The organism is Kitasatospora sp. NPDC058162 (assembly GCF_042884005.1).
Classification (GTDB): Bacteria; Actinomycetota; Actinomycetes; order Streptomycetales; family Streptomycetaceae; genus Kitasatospora.
On sequence record NZ_JBHVUS010000024.1, the window covers coordinates 94,604 to 118,309 of the forward strand.

Sequence of the window (23,706 nt, forward strand, 5' to 3'; positions counted from 1 at the left end):
CGTTGAACCCCCGGTAACCGCACGGCCGTTCGGATCATCGAGGGGAGTTCGTCCTGGCGTGCGGGCCAGGGGCCCGCAGCGCGCGCCGCCGACCCCGTACTCCGTGCTGCCCGAAACGGGGCCCGGGGAGGGCCCGGAGGCCCCGGAAAGCCGCCGGGCGGGGGCGCATTCCACCTCGCCGCGACCGCCCTGTCAATCGTTGACTTGGGAAGTGGTCTAGTCCACGGTGGTGCGCTCACAGCCCTCACATCGCCATTGCCGCAACGATTCCGACGAACCGACGGAGAGCCGCCGCCATGCAGAGAGTCTGCCTCGCCCTGCCCACCATGCGTTCCTGCCCCGAGACCATCGCGGAACTCGCCGAGGAGGCGGCCTACGCCGTCGCGAACTTCGGGGTCGAGGTGCACCTCCTGATCCTCGACACCACCGGCGCCGAAGCGTTCGCGGAGAACGCGGGCGCCGTGGCCGCGCTGGCGCCGACCCCCGGCGTGGTCGTCCACCACCTGGGCGAGGAGCGGCAGCGGGAGTTCCTGCGCCGGGTGGCCGAGCGCTCCGGCGCCGGAGACCCCGGACTGCTGCTCGACCTGATGCTCCCGCCGGCCGTCGCGTACGGCTCCTGCGTCAACCGGCTCTTCCTCGGCGCGGCCGCCCTGGGCTGCACCTCGGCGCACCTGCGCAACGACGACGCCGACTTCCAGGTCGTGGACGGCCGGAAGGTCTTCCCGATCCACCACGAGCTGCTCTCGATCGGCCGACCGGCCGGCGAGGCGGTGGCCGGCGTGTCCCGCTCCGAGCTCGACCCGGCCGACGCCGACAAGCCGGTGATGCTGGTCAGCGGCTCCTTCATCGGCGAACTCAACGTGGACATCAGCGAGATCCACGAGCTGAACCCGGCCGTCTACCGCGACATCGTCCGGCTGTGGACCCCGCCGGTGTGGTCGGAGGAGGACCGGGACGCGATGGTGGACGTCTCCTTCAAGGGCGCCGGCTCCGAGCCGTTCCGCACCGACGAGTCCGTCCTCGGCGTGCCCGACATCTGGGACGTCTACATGTGCAACATCGCCCTGGACCACCGGGCCTACGAGGTGCTGCCGCTGCTGCCCTCGATCGAGACCATCGGCAGCGACTACGCCCTGCTGCACGCCATGGTCCACTCCCGAATGCCCGGCGTCGTCCACAACCGCCACATCGTCAACTACTACACGCCCGAACGCCGCACCGGCGCCGGCTTCATCAACTACCAGCTGCGGTTCGTCAAGTTCCTGCTCTCGATGCTGTACCTGTACCCGGTCTACGGCGGCATGATCGACCTCGGCCGCGGACTGCTGGACGAGCGGCACGGACTGAAGGTCGAGCCGATCCTCGACCTGGTGCGCGGCAGCGTCGACTGGGACCGCTCCGGGAACGAGCACTGCCTGGACGTCCTGGACCGCTCCTACCGCAAGCTGGGCGGCAAGTACGCCGACCTCGCGGACGTGGTCGCCGCGCGGCGCGGGCAGCTCCTGGACGAGGCCCGCCAGGACGCCGAGCGCTGGGCGGTGCTGGTGGAGGCCTGGGCGCCGCTGGTGGCCGCCGCCCGCGCCCAGGGGCTGGACACCGGCCCGGAAGGCCCGGACGCCGGTGCGGAGGGGGCGACCCGGTGAGCGAGGACCTCCGGATCCGGCGGCTGGCCGACGGGGACTGGGACGCCGTGGTCGCCCTCGAACACGACGCCTACGCCGCCGACGGCCTGTCCGAGGGCCGGGAGGCGCTGCAGTCCCGGGCCCGCAGCTCACCGGACACCTGCTACGTGCTGGAGCAACAGGGCGTCGTCCGCGGCTACCTGCTCAGCCTGCCGTACCCGCCGCTGCGCTGCCCGGACCTCACCCGGCCGGAGGAGACGGCGTACGCCTCGGCCAACCTGCACGTGCACGACCTCGTGATCGCCGAGGAACTGCGCGGCCGGGAGGTCGCCCTGGGGTTCATGCGGCACTTCCGGGAGCGGGCCGAGGAGTCTGGCTTCGAACGGATCTCGATGGTCGCGGTGCGCGGCGCGGACATCCTGCTGCGGCTGCTCGGCTACCGGGCGCACCGGGAGGTCGCGGTGCCGGAGTGCTACGGGCGGCGGGCCGTCTACATGTCGGCACCCGTGCGCTGACCCGGGGCGACGCCCGGACGCCCCCACGCCCGGACGGCCGGACGGCGGCAGCCGGTCGGGCCCGCACGAAAATCGGCGGCGGGCCCGGCCGGGCGGCGGGCAGAATGCGCGGATGCCATCACTCCTGTACGTCGTCGCCGGCAACCCCGCCCTGCCACCCGAGCTGCTCGGGCGGCTGTTCGCCCGACTCGGCGACAGCAACGAGGAGTTGGCGTACGCACTGGCGGAGCGGACGGACCTCGACCCGGGGCAGGTACGGCTGCTGGCCGAACGGTCCGAGGACGCCGCGCGACGGCTCGCCGGCAGCGGCCTGCTGCACGCCGGGGACGTCGATCCGCTCGCCCTCCCGCACGCGGCGCTCACGCTGCTGGAGCAGGGCCGCGGGGAACCGGCCTGGATACCACTCTTGGCCCGGGCCCCGGACGCGTACCTCCGGCAGCGGCTCGCCTCCTACGACGGCCTGCCGGAGGAGGCCGCCGAGCTCCTCGCCGTCGACGAGGACACCGACGTGGTGGCCGAACTGGCCATCAACACGACACTGCCGGACCTGCTGGCGCGCCTGGCCGCCCACCCCGTGCCGAAGGTTCGGCGCTGGGCCGCGGCGAACGAGGCCGCGCCCGCGGAGCTGCTGACCGCCCTGCTGGACGATCCCGAGGTGATGGTCCGCGAACAGGCGGCGGCCAATCCGACCACCCCGGGGGTTGCGGCCGCCCGCCTGGTGGCCGACCACATGATGATCCGCCAGGCGCTCGCCCTCCACCCCGGGCTGCCCGCCGAGACGTACCACCGGCTCGCCGCGGACGAGGTCCCCTGGGTCCGGTCCAACCTGGCCGAGAACCCTGGGATCGACGCCGCACTGATGCTCCGCCTGGCCGAGGACGACGGGTACGACGTACGGCGTTCGCTCGCCCACCACCCGCGCATTCCGCTCGGCCTGCTCACCCGGCTCGCGACCACCGTCCGGGTCGGACCCGCCCTGCTCCCCCGGATCGCCACCGCCGACCCCGCCGAACTCGCCGAACTCGCGGGCTCGCCGGAACCCCGGGTCCGCAAGCTCGCCGCCGCGCGCCGCGACCTGCCCGCGACTCTGCGCGACCGGCTGATGGCCGACCCGAACGCGAACGTGGTCAAGGCGGTGGCCCCGCACCCCGGAGTCACCGCCGCCCAACTCACGGCCGCACTGGACCGGTTCGGGACATCGGTGGCCCCTGCGGTGGCCTCGAACCCGGATGCTCCCCGCGAGCTGCTCGACCGCATCGCCGCCACCCCCTCCCTCCCCGTCAAGGCCCTGCGCACCCTCGCCGCCCACCCGAACGCCTCCCCCGCCGCCCTGGCCACCTGCCTGGCCTCCCCGGACCCCCGCACCACCTGGGCAGCGGCCGCCAACCCCGCCCTGCCGGTGGCGGTGATGGCGGAGCTGGCCTCTGCGTGACGGACGGGACCGGTGGGCCCCCGGGTGCCCGCCACGTCCGGGAGCGGTTGCAGTTGCGTCTCCGTTCAACCGGATGGGGGTGTGGAGCGACCGGCGGTCCGGGATCGTAGGGGGCAACGACTCGTACGGCGGGGGGAGCTGCCATGGGGGACGGCCGGGAACTGGTACCGGGCGTGGTGGGGGCGCTGGTACGGCTGGCCAGGGGCACGCCCGGCGGCCCGGGGCAGGCGGTGGCCGAGGTGGTACGGGCCCGGCTGCGGCTGATGCCCGAGGGGGCGCGGGCGGTCACGGCGATCGAGGCCGGTCCGGACGACCCGGGGGCGCGGGCCGAGCTGGCCGCGGCCGTCACCCGACTGCTCGCCACCGATCCGGGGTTCGCGCAGTACCTGACCACCACCGAGCTCGGCGGACCGACCGATCCGACCACCGTCCAGCTGCGGACGGGCCCAAAGGCGGGCCCGGGGGCGGGCCCGAGCACCGTCCAGCTGCGGACCGGCCCGGGTTCGGACCCGACCACCGTCCACCTGCGGGTCGACCCGGACGCCCCCGTCGGCGGCCCGTCCACCGTCCAGCTGCGGGTCGGCCCGGCCACCGCCGGCGCCCGGACCCTGGCCGCCCGGCGCAGCAACACCGCCGTCCTCGTCACCCTCGCCCTGGTCCTGATCGCCGCGCTGGTCGCGCTCGGGATCCACCTCGGCTCGCGCCCGCTGCTGAACCCCACCGGGCCCGACTTCGCCCACGCCGCCCGGACCATCCGCGACCCCGCACGCGCGCAGGGCGTGCTGCCGGACGCGGCCGCGATGCCGGGCGGCTGGCGGGTGGAGGGCGCGCCGCGCTCCGGGACGGGCAGCGGGCCGGACGTGCCCTGCCTGCTCCCGGACGCCTGCGACCAGCAACTCGCCTACGCGACCGTGACGTTCAGCGCCGCCCCGCTGCCGTCCGTGCAGTTCACCGTGGTCACCTTCGCCTCCGCCGAGGCGGCCGGGCGGGCCTTCGGCGCCCGGCTCGACCTGCTCGACGCCCGGGGCGACGCGACCCCGGCGGCCGTCCCGCCGGTCGGCGACCAGAGCGCCGCCCGCACCCGGGGCGACTCGACGGCGGAGACGGTGGTCCGGGTCGACTCGACGCTGCTGTCCGTGCGCTACGCGGGCCCGGGCGCCGCGGTCGCACTGCCCGGCCTGACCCCGTTCGCCCGGCTGCTCGCCGAGCGCGCCCGGCAGGCCGAGGACGGCCGGACCCCGGACGCCGCCTTCCACGCCACCGCGGGCTGAACCCCCGGCCCCCGGAACCCTCCCCCACAGACTCCACAGGCCCCACCAGCCCCGCAGGCCCCTCCGGCCCGCGGGGCTTCTCCTGTGCATCCCCGCACCTCACGCCCCCCGTCGCCCGAATGCGTGTATCGCTCTCTTGACTGGCGTCACGAGCGCGCCATACTGGCTTCACTCCCGCTCGCACGACGAGGTGCCCGCCCATGGAGCTCTCCCCCTCGGCGCATGTGGACACGTTCTGCCGAGACCATCTCCCGCCCTTCGACCAGTGGCCAGAACTCCTCTTCGAACTACCGGAGTTGGCCTACCCCGACCGCCTGAACTGCGCGGCCGCCCTGCTCGACGACACCATCGACCGCCTCGGACCCGACCGCCGCTGCCTCCTCACCCCCACCAGCCGGTGGAGCTACGGCGAACTGCGCGACCACGCCGACCGGACAGCCCGCCTGCTCACCGAGGAACTGGGCCTGGTCACCGGCAACCGCGTCCTGCTGCGCGGCCCCAACACCCCCTGGCTGGCCGCCTGTTGGCTCGGGGTACTGAAGGCCGGCGGCGTGGTGGTCACCACCATGCCGCTGCTCCGCGCGGCCGAGCTGACCGAACTGACCCGGATCGCCCGCCCCACCCTCGCCCTGTGCGACCACCGCTTCCGCACCGAGCTCGACCTCGCCGACACCCCCGGCCTGCGGATCCTCTCCTTCGGCGGCCCCGGCCCCGAGGACCTCACCGCCCGCAGCGCCGCCCAGCGTCCCGGCTTCACCGCCGTACCGACCGCCGCCGACGACGTCGCGCTCATCGCCTTCACCTCCGGCACCACCGGCCGCCCCAAGGCAACCCTGCACTTCCACCGGGACGTGCTGGCCAACGCCGACACCTTCTCCCGCCACGTGCTCCGCCCGACCCCCGACGACCTCTTCACCGGCACCCCGCCGCTCGGCTTCACCTTCGGCCTCGGCGGCCTGCTGGTGTTCCCGCTGCGGGTCGGCGCCGCCAGCCTGCTGCTGGAGCAGGCCACCCCCGAACAACTCGCCGAGCAGGTCGCCCGCCACGGCGTGAGCGTGCTGTTCACCGCGCCCACCGCCTACCGGGCGATCCTGGCCGCCGGACTGGCCGACCGGCTGGCGGGCGTACGGCGCTGCGTGTCGGCCGGCGAGCCGCTGCCCGCCGCCGTCTGGGAGGCCTTCCACGCCGCCACCGGACGGCGGCTGATCGACGGCATCGGCGCCACCGAGCTGCTGCACGTGTTCATCTCGGCCGCCGACGAGGCCATCCGGCCCGGCTCCACCGGTCGCCCCGTCCCCGGCTACCGGGCGGCGGTCCTGGACCGGCAGGGCAACCCGGTGCCGGACGGCGAGCCCGGACTCCTCGCGGTCAAGGGCCCGACCGGCTGCCGCTACCTGGACGACGAGCGCCAGCGCGAGTACGTCCGCGACGGCTGGAACCTCACCGGCGACACCTACCTCCGCGACCGCGACGGCTACTTCTGGTACCAGGCCCGCAACGACGACATGATCGTCTCGGCCGGGTACAACATCGCCGGCCCCGAGGTGGAACAGGCGCTCGCCGCCCACCCGGCGGTCGCCGACTGCGCCGTGGTGGCCGCGCCGGACGAGCGGCGCGGCACGGTCGTCAAGGCGTACGTGGTGCTGCGCGAGGGCACCTCGGCCGGCCCGGAGACGGTCAAGGAGCTCCAGGAGCACGTCAAACGCACCATCGCGCCGTACAAGTACCCGCGCGCCGTCGAGTTCGTCCCCGAGCTGCCGCGCACCGCGACCGGCAAGCTGCTCCGCGCCGAGCTGCGCAGAAGGGCCGCCGTGACCCCGCAGAACACCGCACCACAGGACTCACCCCAGGACCCGGCACCCGCCGCGATCACCATCGAACGCCGGGTCGAGTGGTCGGACACCGACGCCGCCGGGCACTACCACTTCTCCGCCGTGCAGCGCTGGGCCGAAGCCGCGGAGGCGGCGCTGCTGCGCCGGCTCGGGCTGGCCGAACTGTTCGGGCGGATCCCCCGGGTGCACTTCGAGGCCGACTACCGGGAGCGGCTCTGGTTCGGGGACGTGGTCCGCACCGAGCTGCGGGTGGTCCGGGTCGGCGGCTCCTCGCTGCACTACGCCTTCGAGGTGCACGGCCCGCAGGGGCTGGCCGCCAGCGGTCGGATGTCGGTGGTGCACGCCGCGCCGCGGGTCAAGGGTTCCGAACCCTGGCCCGCCCCGGTCCGCCGGGCGCTCACCGAGGCCGGTCCGCAACAGCCGGAGGTGGTCGCGTGACGGCCGGGCCAAAGCAGCAGGCCACTGGGCCGCGGCAGCCGACGGCCGGAGCCCACCGCATCGCGGTGATCGGCGCCGGCCCCGGCGGGCTCTACTTCGCCGCCCTGGCCAAGCAGTTGGACCCCGGGCGCGAGATCACCGTGTTCGAACGCGACGGCCGGGAGGACGAGTTCGGCTTCGGCGTGGTCTTCTCCGACGAGACCCTGGACGGCATCGCCGACGCCGACCCGCGGGTCTTCGCCGCGATCAGCGCCGAGTTCGCCCGCTGGAGCGACATCGACATCCGCTACGCCGGCCAGGTCCGCACCAGCGGCGGGCACGGTTTCGCCGCCCTGGACCGCAACCGGCTGCGCGCCGTCCTGCAAGAGCGCTGCGCCGAGCTGGCGGTGGACGTGCGCTACCGCACGCCCGCCCCGCCGGCCGACCGGCTCGCCGCCGAGTACGACCTGGTGGTGGCCGCCGACGGCATCCACTCCGGCACCCGGGCGGCCCACCCCGAGGCCTTCCGCACCGAGCTGGACGAGCGGCACTGCCGCTACATCTGGCTCGCCACCGACAAGGTCTTCGAGGCCTTCACCTTCATCGTCGAGGAGTTCGACTTCGGCACCCTCCAGGTGCACGCCTACCCGTACAGCGCCACCCGCTCGACCTTCATCGTCGAGGTCGCCGCCGACGCCTGGCGCCGTGCGGGCTTCGAGGCCCTGGCCGCACGGGAGTTCGCGCGCGGCGAGAGCGACCTGGCGAGCGTGGAGCGCTGCGCGGAGCTGCTCGCCGGGCACCTGGACGGCCACCGGCTGATCCCCAACGCCTCCCGCTGGATCCGCTTCACCACCGTGCGCAACGCCGGTTGGCGCCACCGCAACACCGTGCTGCTCGGCGACGCCGCGCACTCCGCGCACTTCTCGATCGGCTCGGGCACCAAGCTGGCCCTGGAGGACGCCCTCGCCCTGGCCGCCGCGCTGAGCGAACAGCCCACCCTGGAGGGCGCGTTGGCCGCCTACGAGGCGGAGCGGCGACCGGTGGTGGAGTCCACCCAGCGCGCCGCGCAGGCCAGCCTGGAGTGGTTCGAGACGGTGGGGCGCCGCACCGGGCAGGACGCCGACCGGTTCGCCTTCAACCTGCTCACCCGCAGCCGCCGGGTCACCTACGGCAATCTGCGCGCCCGCGACCCGGAGTTCACCGCCGCCGTGGACACCGCCGTCGGCGGCTCGCCCGGGGTGCCGCCGATGTTCCGCCCGCTGAAACTGGGCACGTTGGAGCTGCGCAACCGGATCGTGGTACCCCCACTGGCGACCTTCACCTCCCCCGACGCACTGCCCAGCGCCTTCGACCGGGCCCAACTGACCGCCCACGCGCTCGGCGGCGCCGCCCTGGTGATCGCCGGGATGACGGCGGTCAGCCCCGAGGGCCGGACCACCGACCGCTGCCCCGGGCTGTGGACCGACCGCCAGGAGGGCGCCTGGGCCGAACTCCGGCGCGCCGTCGGCGCGGTGAGCGACACCCCGGTCGGCATCCAGCTCACCCACGCCGGCCGCCGGGCCGCGACGACCGCCCCCGGACCGGACGGCATCGGCCGCCCGCTCGCCGACGGCTGGCCGCTGCTCGCCCCCTCGCCGCTGCCCTGGGACACCGGCAGCCCCGTCCCGCACGAGGCGAATGACGTCCAACTGGCGGCCGTCACCGCCGACTTCGCGGCCTCCGCCGAACGCGCCGCCCGGGCCGGGTTCGACGTGCTGGAGCTCCAGTTCGGCCACGGGCACCTGCTCTCCGGCTTCCTCTCCCCGCTCACCAACCGCCGCACCGACCGCTACGGCGGCCCGCTCGCCCACCGGCTGCGGCTGCCGGTCGAGGTGCTGTCCGCCGTACGCGCCGTCTGGCCCGCCGGGCGGCCGCTGCTGGTCCGGATCTCGGCCGCCGACTGGGCGCCCGGCGGCACCACCGAGGCCGAGGCGGTGGCGATCTGCCGCGCGCTGGGCGAGGCCGGGGCGGACGCGGTGGACGTCTCCACCGGCGAGGTGGTGGCGCACCAGCGGCCGCCGTACGGGCGCGGCTACCAGACGCCCTTCGCCGAGTTGGTCCGCACCGCCACCGGCCTGCCGACCATCGCGGTCGGCGCGATCTCCGGCCACGACGACGCCAACTCCGTACTGCTGGCGGGCCGCGCCGACCTGGTCGCGATCGGCCGGGCCCAGCTGCACGACCCCTTCTGGACCCTGCACGCCGCCGCCGACCAGGACTACACCGGCCCCGGCGCCCCCTGGCCCGCGCCCTGGCTGGCCGGGCGCCGCAAGCCGCCCGGCCCGGGCGCCGACAAGGTCGCCCCGCGCCTGCACCTGCTGCGCGAGGCCGCCCCGCCCGTCCACCGCCGCTGGCGCCCGACCGCCCCGCCGAAGGAGTGACGATGCCGGACCTGCCCCGCTTCACCGCCGCCGCCGTCCAGGCCGCCCCGGTCTACCTGGACCCGGCCGCCACCGTGGACAAGGCCGTCGCCCTGATCCAGGAGGCGGCCGGGCGCGGCGCCGAACTGGTGGTCTTCCCCGAGGTCTTCGTCCCCGGCTACCCGTACTGGAACTGGACGATGACCCCGGTCCAGGGCTCGCCCTGGTACGAGCGGCTGTACCGCGCCGCCGTGGACGTCCCCGGCCCGTACGTGGACACCCTGCGCGCGGCGGCCCGGCAGGCCGGGGTGGTGCTGGTGATCGGCGTCAACGAACGCGGCCGGCACAGCCTCGGGGTGCTCTACAACACCCTGCTGATCATCGGCTCCGACGGCGAACTCCTGGGCGTGCACCGCAAGTTGGTGCCGACCTGGGCCGAGAAGCTGACCTGGACCCAGGGCGACGGCAGCTCACTGAAGGTGCACCGCACCGCCGTCGGCCCGCTCGGCGCGCTGGCCTGCGGGGAGAACACCAACACCCTGGCCCGCTTCACCCTGCTGGCCCAGGGCGAACTCGTCCACGCCGCGAGCTACATCGCCCTGCCGGTGGCCCCCGAGGACTACGACATGGCGGAGGCGATCGCGCTGCGCGCCGCCGCCCACTGCTTCGAGGGCAAGCTGTTCACCGTGGTGTCCTGCTCGACCGTCTCACCCGAGATCATCGACCTGATCGCCGGCGACGACCAGCAGGTGCGCAAGCAACTCGCCCGCCCGCGCAACGCGTTGTCCGGGATCTTCGGGCCGGACGGCCGACCGGTCACCGAACCGCTGGTGGACGAGGAGGGCATCGTCTACGCCGAGATCGACCTCGGCCGGTGCATCCAGCCCAAGCAGATGCACGACATCGTCGGCCACTACAACCGCTTCGACGTCTTCCGGCTGCACGTGGACGACCGCCCGCTGCGGCCGCTGAGGCTGACCGACGAAGAAGCCTGACCGAGGAGGAGTCATGAGCACCGAAGGCAGCTACGACGACGACCGGATCGGCCGGGCCCGGGTCAACGACAGCCCCGAACTGCTCGCCTACTACGAGGAGTTGGCCAAGCACGAGGCCGGCGCCCTGTGGACGGTGGCGAACGAGATCGAACCCTGGTACCCCCAGCCGAAGTCCGTCCCGGTGCTCTGGCGCTACGCCGACCTGCGCCCGCTGGTCCGCAAGGCCCTCCCGCTGGTGAAGGCCGACGACGCGGGCCGCCGGGTGGTGATGCTGGTCAACCCCGGGCGCCGCGAACTCAGCGCCGCCGTCGGCCTGTTGTACACCGGCCTGCAGATCATGGGCCCCGGCGAGGCGATGACCGCCCACCGCCACCAGGCCTCCGCCCTGCGCTTCGTCCACGAGGGCGCCGGCGCCTGGACGATCGTGGACGGGCAGAAGCTCCGGGTCGGCCCGCGCGACTTCGCGATCACCCCCAACAGCACCTGGCACGAGCACGGCAACGAGGCCGAGGACAACCCGGTGATCTGGCAGGACGGCCTGGACATCCCGCTGGTCAACACCCTCGACGCCAACTTCTACGAAGTCCACCCGGAGCTCTACCAGCGGCCCGGCCCGGTCCCGAACTCCTCGCTGCTCAGCTACGGCGGCAACCTGCTGCCGTACGGCGTCGAGAAGTGGACCCGCCCGTACTCGCCACTGCTCGGCTGGCCGTGGGAGCCCAGCTACCACGCGCTGTGCCAACTCGCCCGCGCCACCGAGGGATCCCCGTACGACGGCGTGATCATGGAGTACACCAACCCGGTCACCGGCGGCTCGGTGATGCCCACCATGAGCGCCCACCTCCAACTGCTCCGCCCCGGCCAGGCGACGCACGCCCACCGGCACACCGGCTCGGTGGTCTACACCGCCGCCAAGGGCCGGGGCGTCTCGGTGATCGCCGGGCGGCGCTTCGAGTGGCAGCAGGGCGACATCTTCGTGGTCCCGGCCTGGGCCTGGCACGAGCACGCGAACCTCGACCAGGGCGAGGACGCCTGCCTGTTCTCCTTCAACGACTTCCCGGTGATGCACTCGCTCGGCCTCTACCGCGAGGAGGCCCACCCGGACCGGCACCAGCCCACCACCCCGTAACAGGAGCCCACCCCGATGCAGCTGCTGACCTACCGCGCCGACGGCGACCCCACCCCCCGCCTCGGCGCCCGCACCGGCACCGACCGGGTCGCCGACCTGACCGCCCTCGCCACCGCGGCCGGGGCCGAACTCCCGCCCGACCTGCTGGGGTTGATCCGGGCCGGGGAACCGGCCCTGGCCACCGCCCGCGCCCTGACCGCTGACCGCCGGCTGACCGCCGGGGCGCCGGAGACCCGGCCGCTAGCCGAGGTCTCGCTGTGCGCCCCGCTGCGCCCGGGGAAGATCGTCGGCGTCGGCCTCAACTACGTGGAGCACGTGGCCGAGTCGCACCGCACCCTGGACACCGAGCGCGAACTCCCGGACCGCCCGGTGCTGTTCGGCAAGCCCGCCACCGCCGTCACCGGCCCCGGCCAGCCGATCCTGCACAACGCCGACCTCACCAAGCAGCTCGACTGGGAGTGCGAACTCGCCGTGGTGATCGGCGCGCCCGCCTTCCGGGTGAGCGAGGCGGACGCCCTGCGGCACGTGTTCGGCTACAGCATCGTCAACGACATCAGCGCCCGCGACCAGCGCCGCAGCGGGCAGTGGTTCTTCTCCAAGGGCCAGGACAGCTACGCGCCGTTCGGCCCGGTCGTGGTCACCGCGGACGAGATCCCCGACCCGCAGCGGCTCGACCTCTCGCTGCGGGTCAACGGCGAACTGCGGCAGGACTCCAACACCCGCCACATGCTGTTCGGCATCGCCCGGCTGATCGCCGACATCTCCGCCGGCATGACCCTGGAGCCCGGCGACGTCATCGCCACCGGCTCCCCGTCCGGGGTGGGCGCCGGGATGGTCCCGCCGCAGTTCCTGCAGCCCGGGGACCTGGTCGAGGCCACCATCGAGCGGATCGGCACCCTCGCCAACCCGGTGATCGACGCCCGCTGAGCGCTGATAGGAGTCCGACCCAGATGACCACGTACCGGATCGGCCAGATCGTCCCCAGCTCCAACGTCACCATGGAGACCGAAGTCCCCGCCCTGCTGCGGGCCCGCAAGGCGGTCGCCCCCGAACGGTTCACCTTCCACTCCAGCCGGATGCGGATGACCAGGGTCACCCCCGAGCAACTGCGCGCCATGGACGGCGAGTCCGACCGCTGCGCCGTCGAGCTCTCGGACGCCCGGGTCGACGTGATCGGCTACGCCTGCCTGGTCGCGGTGATGGCCACCGGCCCCGGCTACCACCGCGAGGCCGAGCGGCGGCTGCACCGCCGCACCGTCGAGAACGGCGCGCCCGCGCCGGTGGTGACCAGCGCCGGCGCCCTGGTCGAGGGCCTGCACACGCTCGGCGCGAAGAAGGTCGCGATGGTCACCCCGTACCTGCGTCCGCTGGCCGCGACGGTGGTCGACTACCTCGGCCGGGAGGGCATCGAGGTGCTCGACCACGCCGCCCTGGAGATCGCCGACAACCTGGACGTCGCCGCCCACGACCCGGCCCGGCTGCCCGGGATCGCCGGCGGTCTGGCGCACGCCGACGCGGACGCGGTGGTGCTCTCCGCCTGCGTGCAGATGCCCTCGCTGTCCGCCGTCGCGGAGGCCGAGCAGCAGCTCGGCAAACCGGTCGTCTCGGCCGCGATCTGCACCACCCACCAGCTGCTGCGCGCCCTCGGCCTGCCCGCCGTCGCCCCCGGCGCCGGGCACCTGCTCTCCGGCGCCTACGCGTGACCGGAGCCTTCCCCATGCCTGACCCGGGCCCGACCCGACCCCGACCCGAACCCCGCCTGACCCACGCCCGCCAGTAGTGCCGTCGCTATGATCATCACCAGCCGTCGGGGAGGAGGGCCCACGCATGCCGGAGAGCACGACCCGGCCCAGTTCCCTGATCAACACCATCTACGGCGAGTTCGTCCGCCGCCTCGGCGGCTGGATATCGATCGCCGACCTGATCGCGCTGATGGCCGAGCTGGACGTCGACGGCCCGGCCGTCCGCTCGGCCATCTCCCGGCTGAAGAAGGCCGGCACCCTGCTCCAGGAGCGCCGCTCGGCCACCGGCTACCGGCTGGCCCCCGCGATGGACCCGGTGTTCGACGAGGGCGACCGCCGGATCTTCCACAGCCTGGAGCCCGCCGAACTCGCCGACGGCTGGGTGGTGGCGGTCTTCTCGGTGCCCGAGTCCGAACGCGCCCACCGCCACCAGCTGCGCTCGCGGCTGAGCTGGCTCGGCTTCGGCAACGCCGCCCCCGGCGTCTGGCTGGCGCCCGCCCGGCTGCTGCCGGACGCCCGCCGACTGCTGGAGCGCCTCGGCCTGAGCGCCTACGTCCACCTCTTCCTCTCCGCCGAGTACGCCGGCTTCGCCGATCTCCGTACGGCAGTGGCCAGTTGGTGGGACCTCCCGGCGGTCGAGGCGCAGTACGCCGCCTTCACCGACGCCTGGCGCCCGGTCGCCGAGCGCTCGCGCGGCTCGGCGCGGATCGACCCGGTCGAGGCCTTCCGGGCGTACGTGCCGATGCTCACCCAGTGGCGCCGGCTGCCGTACCTGGACCCGGGGCTGCCCGCGCCGCTGCTGCCCGCCGACTGGAACGCCGTCCCGGCCCGCGCCGTGTTCACCGAGCTGCACGGTCGGCTCGCCGAACCGAGCCTGCGGTACGTCGAGAAGGTCACCGGTCTGTCCCACCCCCAGGAGCTGCCATGACCACCCCGGACCCGACCCCGGTCCCCACCCCCGCCCCGGCCGACCTGCTGATCCGGGCCGCCGCCGTGCACACCCTCGTACCGGGCGAGCCGCCGCAGCGGGCGATCGCCGTCACCGGCGGCCGGATCACCGCCCTCGCCCCCGAACCGGACGGCCTGGACGCCCTGGTCGGGCCGGGCACCGAGGTGGTGGACGCCCCGACGGCGACCGTGCTGCCCGCCTTCGACGACACCCACACCCATCTGATCCTGGCCGGGCACAGCGTCCACGGCGTCCCGGTCCACCGGGCCCGGGACCTCGCCGGGTTCCTGGAGCTGATCCGCGAGCGCGCCGCCCGCACCCCCGCCGGGCAGTGGATCGTCACCACGGTCAACTGGCAGGAGGTGCTGCTCGCCGAGCAGCGGATGCCGACCACCGAGGAGTTGGACGCCGCCACCGCCGACCACCCGGTGCTGGTGCGCCGCGGCGCGTACAACATGGTGCTCAACTCGGCGGCGCTGCGGCTGGCCGGGATCGACGAGTCCACCGAGGCGCCGGACGGCGGGGTGATCGAGCGCGACGAGCGGGGGCGGCTGACCGGCCGGCTGATCAACCGGGCGATCGAACCCGTCGAGCGGGTGCTGCCGCGGCCGACCCCCGCCGAGCGGATCGAGGGCCTGCGCGCGGCCTCCGCCGACTACGCGGCCACCGGGATCGGGACCGTGCGCGACTGCCTGGTCCCGGTCGAGGACCTCGACGTGCTGGACGCGGCCCGCGCCGAGGGCGCGCTCGCCGTCCGGGTCCGGGCGCTGGTCTCCGGCTTCGCGGCGCGCACCCCCGAACAGGTCGACGCGCTGCTGGACCGGATGGACGGCTGGCGCGCGGACGGCCGGGACGACGACCGACTGCGGCTGTGGGGCGTCAAGTTCGGCATCGACGGCGGCTTCGAGGCGGGCGCCCTGGAGCAGCCGTACCAGGGGCAGCCCTGCTACCACGGGCGGCTGCTCTGGGAGCCGGAGCAGCTGCTCGCCGCGGTGGAGCGGGTGGTCGGGCGGGGCTGGCGGGTGGGCGTGCACGCCTGGGGCGACCGCGGGCTGCGGGTGCTGCTGGACGTCTTCGAGCAGGTGGTGAAGCGCCACCCGGGCCTGCCGCCGGGCACACTGGTGGTCGAGCACGGCGGACTGGCCCGGGCCGACCAGCGGGCCCGGGCGGTCGCGCTGGGCATCCCGGTGACGGTGCAGCACCCGCTGCTGCACGACGGCGCGCTCACCCAGCAGCGCGCCTGGGGCGAGGAGCGCACCGCCGCGCTGTTCCCGCTGCGCGAGTGGCTGGACGAGGGAGCCCAGCTGTCGGCCGGATCGGACTTCCCGGTCGGCCCGTACGGCGCGATGGTGTCGGTGTGGGGCATGACGACCCGCGGCACCACGGCCGGGGTGGTCGGCCCCGAGCACGCGATCGGGCGGGCCGAGGCGATCGCCCTGCACACCGTGAACGCGGCCCGGCTGACCGGCGAGAGCGCCGAGCGCGGCAGCCTGCGGCCGGGGGCGTTCGCCGACCTGACGCTGTGGCCGGTCGACCCGCTGGACTGCCCGGAGGCGGCGCTGCGCGGCCTGCTGCCGCTCCGGACGGTGGTCGACGGCTGTACCGTGCACGGAGGATGACGGCCTGACCGTGCACGGAAGTTGATGGCCCGTCAGGCCGCGATGAGCTCCCGCAGGTCGATGCCGCGGTGCAGGGCGCGCAGGTCCTCGTGCAGGGTGGACGGCGGGACGACGAGCACGCCGCCGCGGGCGTGGTCGAGGCAGTAGCGGGCGACCGAGCCGCGCAGCAGCCGGCGGAGTCGTCCACGCGCCGAGCCGTGCCGCCCGGCGCTGATCACCAGCAGGTCGCCGGGCCGGTCGGCCAGTTCGGTCAGCACCGGGCCGGCCTCGCCGCGCATCACCAGCGGCTGCACCGACAGGCCGATCGGCAGGCCGCCGAAGGCCTGTCCGAGCGCGCTCTCCAGTCGGGCCTCGGCGGCATCCTGCCAGGCGCGGAGCAGCGGCGGGCAGGGCCGGGCGCGGTAGTTGCGCTCGCCGCCGACCGGGGCCCAGGCCAGCACCGGGACCAGGACGGCCTGCCGGGCCCGGGCCTCCTCCGCCGCCCGGTGCAGGGCGGTCAGGCTGTGCAGGGAGCCGCTGACTCCGACGATGACGCGGGCGCCGTCCGACATGATCCTTCGCTTTCCGATCTCAAGCCTCTTCAGTGACTGGGATTATGCTGCCACATTCCCACCATGGCCTACAAATCAAAGGCATTCACTGAATATCGCCTTGCATCAGGGCCGCCTGGGGCGCCCCGTCGGGCCGGACCTCCTGGAGCGGCCCCCAGGTGAAATCGGCCGTCCGGCGCAGCAGGAAGAGCTGGAACTCGGTAACCCCGAACCCGTTGATCGCCATACCGGCAGGCCAAGGCGTACCCGACCCCCACCCCGATGCTTATATTCGCGCACCTGTTCGATTCACGGCGTAGGCTGGACCCATGCCCGGCACCGTCCACCTCCAGCCCTCGCTGTTCGAAGAACTCGACGAAGCCGCCGACATCCGGCTCGGCCCGCTCGACGGCGTCCAGCGCCTGCCCCTCGGCGACGGCGCCTGGCTGGACGTGCTGCCCGGCTGGCTGCGCGGGGCCGACCGGCTGTTCGAACAGCTGGCCGCGGCCGTCCCCTGGCGGGCCGAACAGCGCGAGATGTACGAGCGCACGGTCGACGTCCCCCGGCTGCTCGCCTCCTACGCCGCCGACGACGAACCGCCGCACCCCGTCCTCGGCGCGGCCCGGACGGCGCTGAGCCGGCACTACGCGCCGGAGCTGGGCGAGCCCTTCCGCACCCTCGGGCTCTGCTACTACCGGGACGGCCGGGACAGCGTGGCCTGGCACGGCGACCGGATCGGGCGCGGCGCCCGCGAGGACACCATGGTGGCGATCCTGTCCGTGGGCGAGCCGCGCGTCCTCGCCCTGCGGCCGCGCACGGGCGGCGCCGCGGTCGTCCGCCGGCCGCTCGGCCACGGGGACCTGGTGGTGATGGGCGGCTCCTGCCAGCGCACCTGGGAGCACGCCGTCCCGAAGACCGCCCGCCCGGTCGGCCCGCGGATCAGCATCCAGTTCCGCCCGCGCGGGGTCGCCTGAACGGTCCGTTTGCCGCCCCCCGGCCGGGCGCGGAGGCTGAACGGGTGGGGCCCGGCACCCCGGGCGAGGAGGTCGGCATGCCGAAGGCGGGCAGGTACCACGAGGGCGTCCCGTGCTGGTCCGTCCTGACCACCCCGGACCTCCCCCGGGCCCGGCGCTTCTACGGTGCGCTGTTCGGCTGGGAGTTCGTCCCGACCGGCCCCGCCGAGGCGGTCGCCACCCTCCGCGGCGCACAGGTCGCCGCGCTCGACGCCGCCCCGCGGCCCGCCGCCTGGACCACCTGCCTCGCCTGCCGCGACCTGGCCCGCACGGCCGCCGCCGTCCGGGCCGCCGGCGGCCGGATCGCCCGCGAGCCGTACGAAGTCCCCGACCAGGGCTGGGCCGCGCTCGCCGTCGACCCGCTCGGCGTGACCTTCGGCCTCTGGCAGGGCGACGCAGTCGACGGCGCCGGCCTGGTCGACGAGCCCGGCGCCCTCACCTGGAACGAGCACCGCTCCCCCGACCCGGACGCCGCCCGCGCCTTCTACCGCCTGGTCCTCGGCTACGGCTACGACCGCCCCGAGGCGGGCCACACCCTCGCCCGGGTCGCCGGCCTCCCCGCCTGCGGCATCGGCCCCACCGACCCGCCCGGGGGCGCTCCCGGCTGGGTCACCCACTTCGGGACGGCCGACACCGACCACGCCACCACCGCCGTGCGCGCCCTCGGCGGCACCGTCCGCCGCGGCCCCGGACCGACGCCCTTCGGCCGCTCGGCCCTCGTCCGGGACGACGCCGGCGCGCAGTTCGTCCTGATCGCCGTCCCGCCCGGGCCGTCGGCGGCAGCCGCCTGAGTCGACTGTCCGTCACGGCCGCTACGGTGATCACATGAGTTCCTTCCTGACCGCCTATCTGACCCACGTCGAGAACAAGCACACCCTGGCCGGCTGCGCCAGCGAGGCCGTACTCCAGGACGTCCTCGGGTACTTCGACGCGAGTCTGGACCGCGCCGACCGGGAGTTCGCCGACCAGATCGCGGACGGCGCCCCCACCGCCCGCGAGGCGCTGCGCGCGGTGGTGTACGGCGGGCCCTACCAGGAGGAGCACGCCTTCCAGTACCGCTACGCGTACCGGCGGCTGTGCGGGACGGACGCGATGTCCCTGAACAACCGTTCCTTCGGCCCCTTCCGCGGCCTGTGGCTGGACGAGGTCGACGAGGGCCTGCGCGCGTACGGCGTCACCGCCGTCTCGGTCTCGGACTTCTTCTACGGCAGCGGCTTCCCGGCCGGCCTGCCCTACGGCCCCGAGATGTCCTGCGGCGAGTGGTCGGCCGAGCAGTGCCGGGAGGCGCTGCGCCAGTTCGAGCAGGCCGAGCGCGCGGGCCTCGCCCCGGAACTGGACCGCGCGGTGGCCGCGGCCGTCGAGGAGGTCGCCGAATGGCTGCGCACGGCACGGGAGTTCGAGGAGTACGGGGTCATCGGCTTCGTCTCCTGAATCCGGGGGCCTCGGACTCCCGGTCGGGATCCCGGGCTGACGGGCGTCAGTCCTTGACCGCGCCCGCCAGCCCGGACACCAGCTTGCGCTGCACCGCGATGAAGAACACCAGCACCGGCACCGTCATCAGCGTGGACGCCGCCATGATCCCGCCCCAGTCGTTCTCGTCCGGCTTGAAGAACACCAGCAGCGCGGAGGGCAGCGTCTGGTTCTGGGTGGCGCTGATGATGAAGGTCTTGGCGAAGACGAAGTCGTTCCACGCCGCGATGAAGGAGAACACGCTGGTCGCGGCGAGCCCCGGGGCCACCAGCGGCAGCAGGATCCGCCACAGGATGCGGGTCCGGCTCGCCCCGTCGATCTGCGCGGCCTCCTCGATCGAGACCGGCACGGCCGCGACGAAGCCGCGCATCATCCAGATCCCGAACGGCAGCGAGAACGCCAACTGCACCAGCACCAGTGAGGCCAGGGTGTTCAGCCCGAGGCCCGGCGCGAACCGGCCGGCGTCGCGGAACATGAAGAACAGCGGGATGGTCAGCGCCTCGACCGGGATCATCTGGGCGATCAGGAACATCACCATGATCGTGGTGCGGAACCGGAACCTGAACCGGGTCACCGCCACGGCCGCCAGGAACACCACCACCCCCGACAGCACCACCACCGACAGCGCGACCACCAGGCTGTTGACGAAGTACCGGCCGAAGCCGTCCACGCTGAGCACCTGACGGAAGCTCTCCAGCGTCGGGTGGGCGGTCCAGGGCCTCGGATCCAGCGCCTGCACCTCGCCCTTGGGCTTGAAGGCCGAGAGCACCATCCAGAAGATCGGGAAGGCGGTGACCACCGCCAGCAGCACCGCGCCGGTGTTGGCGGCCAGCCGCCACCGACCGCGGGGGTTCCGCAGGGTGTTCACAGCTCGTTCCCCGTCCGTCGCAGGGTGCGGATGTACAGGACCGTCGGGACCACCAGCACCAGCAGCATGATCACGCCGATCGCCGCGCCCAGCCCGTACTGCGAGGAGGCGAAGGCCTTCTGGTACGCGTACACGTTGAGCACCAGGTTCTGGCCGGCGATGCCGCCGCCCTCGGTCATCACGTAGATCTGAGTAAAAACTTTGAAGTCCCAGATCACCGACTGGATCACCACGATGGTCAGGATCGGCCGCAGCATCGGCGCGGTGATCCGGCGGAAGGTGGTCCAGGTGCCGGCTCCGTCCAGGGCGGCGGCCTCCATGACCTCCTCCGGGATGGCGCGGATGCCCGCGTAGAGGGTGACCATCACGAACGGGTAGGAGTGCCACACCACCACCGCGCCGACGATCAGGAACGCCGTCCACTTGTCGTAGAACCAGTTGAACTCGTGGAAGCCGCTCAGCCCGAGCCGCACCAGGGTGTGGTTGACCAGCCCGAGGTTGGTGTCGAACAGGAAGCTCCACACCGTCGAACCGGTCATCGCGGGCGCCGCCCAGGCGGCCATCGCCGCCGTGGTCAGCGCCAGCCGCGGCCAGCGGCCGACCCTGGTCAGCAGCACCGCGAGGGTCGCGCCGACGGCCAGGGTGGCGACCACGCAGAAGGCGGCGAAGCCGACCGTCTGCGCCAGCACCGTCCAGAACTGGCCGTCCTCCAGGATCCTGGCGTAGTTGCCGAGGCCGACGAAGGAGGTCGGGGCGCCGCCGGAGGCCTGGGCCTGCCCGAAGTCCAGCACGGACAACAGGCCGAGCTGGTAGATCGGGTAGGCCACCAGCGGGATCAGGATGACCGCGGCCGGCAGGAGCAGCAGCAGCGGGGGCCGTCGGCGCCGGCCGCCCGGGGGTGCGGCCGGCGCCCTGCCGCCACGGCGCCGCGGCGGGGAGGCCGGCGCCGACGGGGCGGTCGTGGTGGATGCGGACACGTGCGGGACCTGCTCTCTGCTCGGCGGGTCGGTGCGCTGCGTCAATGCGCGAGGGTCAGTGCGCGGCGAAGGCCGAGTTGATCTGCGCCGCGGCGTCGGCGGAGGCCTTCGCCACGTCCGCCTTGCCGGTGACGACCTGCTGCAGCATGGTCGGGATCACCGCCTGGGCGTCGATCTGCGCCCACGCCTGGTCGAGCGGCACGAAGCGGGTGCCGGCCGCGATGGTGTCGGTGAACGGCTTCAGGAAGGCGTCCTTCGCCCCGACCTTGCCGCTGACGGACTTGAGCGTCGGCAGGTTGCCCATCGCGTCGTACATCTGCTCCTGGTACGACGGGCTCGCCAGCAGCTCGGCGAACTCCACCGCCAGCGTGCGGTGCTTGGCCGCCTTCATCACCCCGAGGTTGTTGCCGCCCGCGAAGGCGGGGGCGATCGAGCCGGCCTTCTCCCCGGGCAGCGGCACCACGCCGTACTTGCCCTTGACCGCGCCCGCGTCCACCTTGCTGCGGTTGGAGTTGACCAGGATCGCCATCGCCGACTTGCCGGCCGCGAACAGGTCGACGGTCTTGCCGCCGGTCAGGTCCGCGCACTGCTGGGCGGGGCAGCCGTCCGGGCCGAACAGGTCGGTGTAGCGCTTGATCCCGGCCTGCGCGGCGGGCGAGTCGATGGCGGCCTTGAAGGAGGAGCCGTTCGCGGCGGCGAGGTCACCGCCCGCGTCCCAGACGAACGGCAGCGCGCCGTAGGTGTACTTGCCGCCGACCGCGATGCCGTAGGTGTCCGGGTGCGCGGCGTGGATCCTCCGGCCGGCCTCGACCAGTTCGGCGTACGAGGCGGGCGGGTTGAGCCCGGCCTCGGTGAACAGGTCGGTGCGGTAGTAGAGGGCGCGCACGCCCACCCACCACGGCAGTCCGTAGGTCCTGCCGTCGACCACCGCGGTCTTCGCGATCGCCGGGTCGAGGTCCCCCTTGGCCTGCCACTTGTCCAACTCGGCGCCGATCTCGGCCAGTCCGCCGGCGGCGACGTAGCCGGGCAGGTCGGTGTTGCCGAACTCGACCAGGTCGGGGGCGCTGTTGGGGTCGTTGAAGGCGCCCTTCATCTTGGCGGCGCGGGCGGAGGCGTCGGTGTCGATGTAGCCGACCTTGACCGTGACGCCTTGGTGGGAGGCCTGGAACTCGTCGACGGCCTTGGCCACCACGGCCTCCTTGGCCGCGTTGCCCGCCTCGTTGTACAGCCACACCTGGAGGGTGCCGGTGCGGTCGTCGGCGGCCTGGCCGCCGGCCGGCACGGCGGTGCCCGGCGCGCAGGCGGTGGCGGCGAGGCAGCCGGCGGCGAGCACGACGGCCGCGGCGGCCCGACCGGTGGGTCGCGGCATGAGTCGCATGGGTGGAGACCTCCCCTCCCGACAGGCTGCCGCCGAGACGTGCTCCGCCGGGGACGGGCGCGTCGAAGCAGGCCCTGACCGGGGCCGATGGTGGGTGAGTGGTGGGGTGGACGGCAGGGCGCAGCGCCTCGGGTGGGCGACGCCGCCTGCTCGATGGCAGGGACGTTAGGCGCGGGCGATCGGCCCCAACAAGAGGCCGTTCACGAAGTTTTGCACTGCACAACGTTGTATCGAGGATGCGATGATCCGGGCCCGAAGGGGTAGTTTCTGACAACCGCCGCCGACGTGCGGGGGAACACCAGCGGAACCTGACCAGGGAACGGACCCATGACGGAGACGTCGCCCAAGAAGCCCAGCTCACCAGCGGAGTCGGCCCCAGCGGAGCCTGCGGCGGCTCCAGCACCCGGGTCGAAGCCGACGACCGAACGCAACCAGTCCTCCTCGCTGCGCCGCGCGCTCGCCGTCCTCGGCCACGTCCGGGACCACGGTCACGGGCGCGGCGTCCCGCTCGCCCAACTCGCGGACGCGCTGGGCCTCAACAAGAGCACCGTGCTCCGGCTGGCCGGCCCGCTGCTCGACGAGCACCTGCTCGAACGGGACCGCGAGACCGGCTGGTTCCGCCTCGGCCACGGCTCGCTCCGGCTCGGCCAGGCCTACCTGACCACCCTCGACCTGCGCAGCGTCGCCGCCGAACACCTGCGACGGCTCCAGCGCGAGGCCGGCGAGACCGTCCACCTGACCGTCTGGCAGGCGCCCGGCATCGTCTACCTGGACAAGGTCGAGGACGAGACCAACGTCCGGATGGCCTCCCGGGTCGGCAGCCGGGCGCCCGCCTACTGCACCGCCACCGGAAAGGCGATCCTCGCCTGGCTGCCCGAAGAGGCGGTCACCGAGGTGGTCGCGGCCGGACTGCGCCCGATCACCGCATGGACCATCGCGGACGAGCCCCGGCTGCGCGCCGACCTCGCCCGGATCCGCGCCCGGGGCTACTCGATCGACGACCGGGAGAACGAACCCGAGGTGCGGTGCGTGGCAGCGCCGATCTTCGACCACACCGGCGAGGTGACGGCGGCCCTCTCCGTCTCCGGCCTCACCTCCCGGATGACGGCCGCCCGGGTCCGCGCCCTCGGCCCGGTCGTCGCCCAGGCCGGCCTGCGGATCTCCCGCGAACTGGGCTCCGACCGCCAGCCGTCCTGAACTCCCGCCCCCGCAAACGGAAACGCGGACGGGGCCCGGCACCTGTGAAGGCACCGGACCCCGTCCGACAGTGGAGCGCCAGGCCCGGATCGCACGGACTCTTCCTACTGAAAGTAGGACGTGCTCTGGTAGCACCGCTGACGCCTGACGAGGAATCAACTCCCTCGCGACAGAAGGAATACTAGCAGCTCAACGACCGTGCGACGAACCACGGCCGATCCCCCCGGTCCACCCGGTCGCGGCCCGGAAATGCGGACGGGGCCCGGCACCTGTGAAGGCACCGGACCCCGTCCGACAGTGGAGCGCCAGGCCCGGATCGCACGGACTCTTCCTACTGAAAGTAGGACGTGC

20 protein-coding genes and 2 pseudogenes are annotated in these 23,706 nt (G+C 73.9%); 17 read left to right on the forward strand and 5 right to left on the reverse strand.

Annotation, left to right across the window (positions count from 1 at the left end):
- Positions 1 to 296: 296 nt before the first annotated feature.
- The 13 genes and pseudogenes from ACFVXG_RS32070 (at position 297) to ACFVXG_RS32130 (ending at position 15,922) form a co-directional block, all read left to right on the forward strand.
- Entirely contained in the window at positions 297 to 1,643 is a 1,347-nt protein-coding gene (locus tag ACFVXG_RS32070; RefSeq protein WP_387932507.1) for a DUF6271 family protein, read from the forward strand.
- Positions 1,640 to 2,137 (forward strand): GNAT family N-acetyltransferase, encoded by a 498-nt coding sequence (locus tag ACFVXG_RS32075; protein WP_387932509.1) that lies wholly within the window; start codon positions 1,640 to 1,642, stop codon positions 2,135 to 2,137. The genes ACFVXG_RS32070 and ACFVXG_RS32075 overlap by 4 nt, the downstream gene beginning before the upstream one ends.
- A 112-nt stretch (positions 2,138 to 2,249) precedes the next feature.
- The gene (locus ACFVXG_RS32080; RefSeq protein WP_387932511.1) at positions 2,250 to 3,569 is read left to right on the forward strand and encodes a hypothetical protein; all 1,320 of its coding nucleotides are present in this window, start codon (positions 2,250 to 2,252) and stop codon (positions 3,567 to 3,569) included.
- Positions 3,570 to 3,712: 143 nt separating this feature from the next.
- Positions 3,713 to 4,840, forward strand: coding sequence for a hypothetical protein (locus tag ACFVXG_RS32085; protein ID WP_387932512.1), 1,128 nt, complete (start codon positions 3,713 to 3,715; stop codon positions 4,838 to 4,840).
- A 200-nt stretch (positions 4,841 to 5,040) separates the two neighbouring features.
- Positions 5,041 to 6,639: pseudogene (locus ACFVXG_RS32090) on the forward strand (AMP-binding protein); the annotation flags it as partial.
- A 126-nt stretch (positions 6,640 to 6,765) separates the two neighbouring features.
- Positions 6,766 to 7,110: pseudogene (locus ACFVXG_RS32095) on the forward strand (acyl-CoA thioesterase); the annotation flags it as partial.
- On the forward strand, positions 7,107 to 9,509 hold the full coding sequence (locus ACFVXG_RS32100) for an FAD-dependent monooxygenase (protein WP_387932514.1): 2,403 nt from the start codon (positions 7,107 to 7,109) through the stop codon (positions 9,507 to 9,509). The pseudogene ACFVXG_RS32095 and the gene ACFVXG_RS32100, both read left to right, overlap by 4 nt.
- A 2-nt stretch (positions 9,510 to 9,511) precedes the next feature.
- On the forward strand, positions 9,512 to 10,483 hold the full coding sequence (locus ACFVXG_RS32105) for a carbon-nitrogen hydrolase family protein (protein ID WP_387932516.1): 972 nt from the start codon (positions 9,512 to 9,514) through the stop codon (positions 10,481 to 10,483).
- Positions 10,484 to 10,496: 13 nt separating this feature from the next.
- Positions 10,497 to 11,612, forward strand: a complete 1,116-nt coding sequence (locus ACFVXG_RS32110) for a cupin domain-containing protein (protein WP_387932517.1) — start codon at positions 10,497 to 10,499, stop codon at positions 11,610 to 11,612.
- A gap of 15 nt (positions 11,613 to 11,627) precedes the next feature.
- Entirely contained in the window at positions 11,628 to 12,539 is a 912-nt protein-coding gene (locus ACFVXG_RS32115; RefSeq protein ID WP_387932519.1) for a fumarylacetoacetate hydrolase family protein, read from the forward strand.
- A gap of 23 nt (positions 12,540 to 12,562) precedes the next feature.
- Entirely contained in the window at positions 12,563 to 13,315 is a 753-nt protein-coding gene (locus ACFVXG_RS32120; protein ID WP_387932521.1) for an Asp/Glu racemase, read from the forward strand.
- Positions 13,316 to 13,439: 124 nt separating this feature from the next.
- Positions 13,440 to 14,282 carry a PaaX family transcriptional regulator C-terminal domain-containing protein gene (locus ACFVXG_RS32125; RefSeq protein ID WP_387932523.1) on the forward strand — a complete coding sequence of 281 codons (843 nt, stop codon included), beginning with the start codon at positions 13,440 to 13,442 and terminating at the stop codon, positions 14,280 to 14,282.
- Positions 14,279 to 15,922, forward strand: a complete 1,644-nt coding sequence (locus ACFVXG_RS32130; RefSeq protein WP_387932525.1) for an amidohydrolase — start codon at positions 14,279 to 14,281, stop codon at positions 15,920 to 15,922. The genes ACFVXG_RS32125 and ACFVXG_RS32130 overlap by 4 nt, the downstream gene beginning before the upstream one ends.
- Before the next feature lie 32 nt (positions 15,923 to 15,954).
- Here the strand turns inward: ACFVXG_RS32130 and ACFVXG_RS32135 are convergent, their stop codons facing one another.
- Together ACFVXG_RS32135 and ACFVXG_RS32140 are read right to left on the reverse strand one after the other, a co-directional pair.
- On the reverse strand, positions 15,955 to 16,473 hold the full coding sequence (locus ACFVXG_RS32135) for a universal stress protein (RefSeq protein WP_387932526.1): 519 nt from the start codon (positions 16,471 to 16,473) through the stop codon (positions 15,955 to 15,957).
- A gap of 85 nt (positions 16,474 to 16,558) precedes the next feature.
- On the reverse strand, positions 16,559 to 16,699 hold the full coding sequence (locus tag ACFVXG_RS32140) for a hypothetical protein (RefSeq protein ID WP_387932528.1): 141 nt from the start codon (positions 16,697 to 16,699) through the stop codon (positions 16,559 to 16,561).
- A gap of 82 nt (positions 16,700 to 16,781) precedes the next feature.
- Between ACFVXG_RS32140 and ACFVXG_RS32145 the strand changes: the two genes are divergently transcribed.
- The 3 genes from ACFVXG_RS32145 to ACFVXG_RS32155 all read left to right on the forward strand — a co-directional run bounded on the left by ACFVXG_RS32145 (position 16,782) and on the right by ACFVXG_RS32155 (position 18,896).
- On the forward strand, positions 16,782 to 17,426 hold the full coding sequence (locus ACFVXG_RS32145) for an alpha-ketoglutarate-dependent dioxygenase AlkB (RefSeq protein WP_387932529.1): 645 nt from the start codon (positions 16,782 to 16,784) through the stop codon (positions 17,424 to 17,426).
- A gap of 77 nt (positions 17,427 to 17,503) precedes the next feature.
- Positions 17,504 to 18,256 (forward strand): VOC family protein, encoded by a 753-nt coding sequence (locus tag ACFVXG_RS32150; RefSeq protein ID WP_387932531.1) that lies wholly within the window; start codon positions 17,504 to 17,506, stop codon positions 18,254 to 18,256.
- A 34-nt stretch (positions 18,257 to 18,290) separates the two neighbouring features.
- Positions 18,291 to 18,896, forward strand: a complete 606-nt coding sequence (locus tag ACFVXG_RS32155) for a hypothetical protein (protein ID WP_387932533.1) — start codon at positions 18,291 to 18,293, stop codon at positions 18,894 to 18,896.
- A 46-nt stretch (positions 18,897 to 18,942) separates the two neighbouring features.
- Here the strand turns inward: ACFVXG_RS32155 and ACFVXG_RS32160 are convergent, their stop codons facing one another.
- The 3 genes from ACFVXG_RS32160 to ACFVXG_RS32170 are packed head-to-tail and all read right to left on the reverse strand — an operon-like array spanning position 18,943 to position 22,158.
- Positions 18,943 to 19,803: a carbohydrate ABC transporter permease gene (locus ACFVXG_RS32160; protein WP_387932535.1), complete on the reverse strand. Its 861-nt coding sequence runs from the start codon at positions 19,801 to 19,803 to the stop codon at positions 18,943 to 18,945.
- Positions 19,800 to 20,780: a carbohydrate ABC transporter permease gene (locus ACFVXG_RS32165; protein ID WP_387932537.1), complete on the reverse strand. Its 981-nt coding sequence runs from the start codon at positions 20,778 to 20,780 to the stop codon at positions 19,800 to 19,802. Before ACFVXG_RS32165 ends, ACFVXG_RS32160 begins: the two co-directional genes overlap by 4 nt.
- 55 nt (positions 20,781 to 20,835) lie before the next feature.
- Entirely contained in the window at positions 20,836 to 22,158 is a 1,323-nt protein-coding gene (locus ACFVXG_RS32170; RefSeq protein ID WP_387932539.1) for an extracellular solute-binding protein, read from the reverse strand.
- A gap of 327 nt (positions 22,159 to 22,485) precedes the next feature.
- On the opposite strand from ACFVXG_RS32170, the gene ACFVXG_RS32175 reads away from it, so the two are divergent.
- Positions 22,486 to 23,355: an IclR family transcriptional regulator gene (locus ACFVXG_RS32175; protein ID WP_387932541.1), complete on the forward strand. Its 870-nt coding sequence runs from the start codon at positions 22,486 to 22,488 to the stop codon at positions 23,353 to 23,355.
- Positions 23,356 to 23,706: the final 351 nt, after the last annotated feature.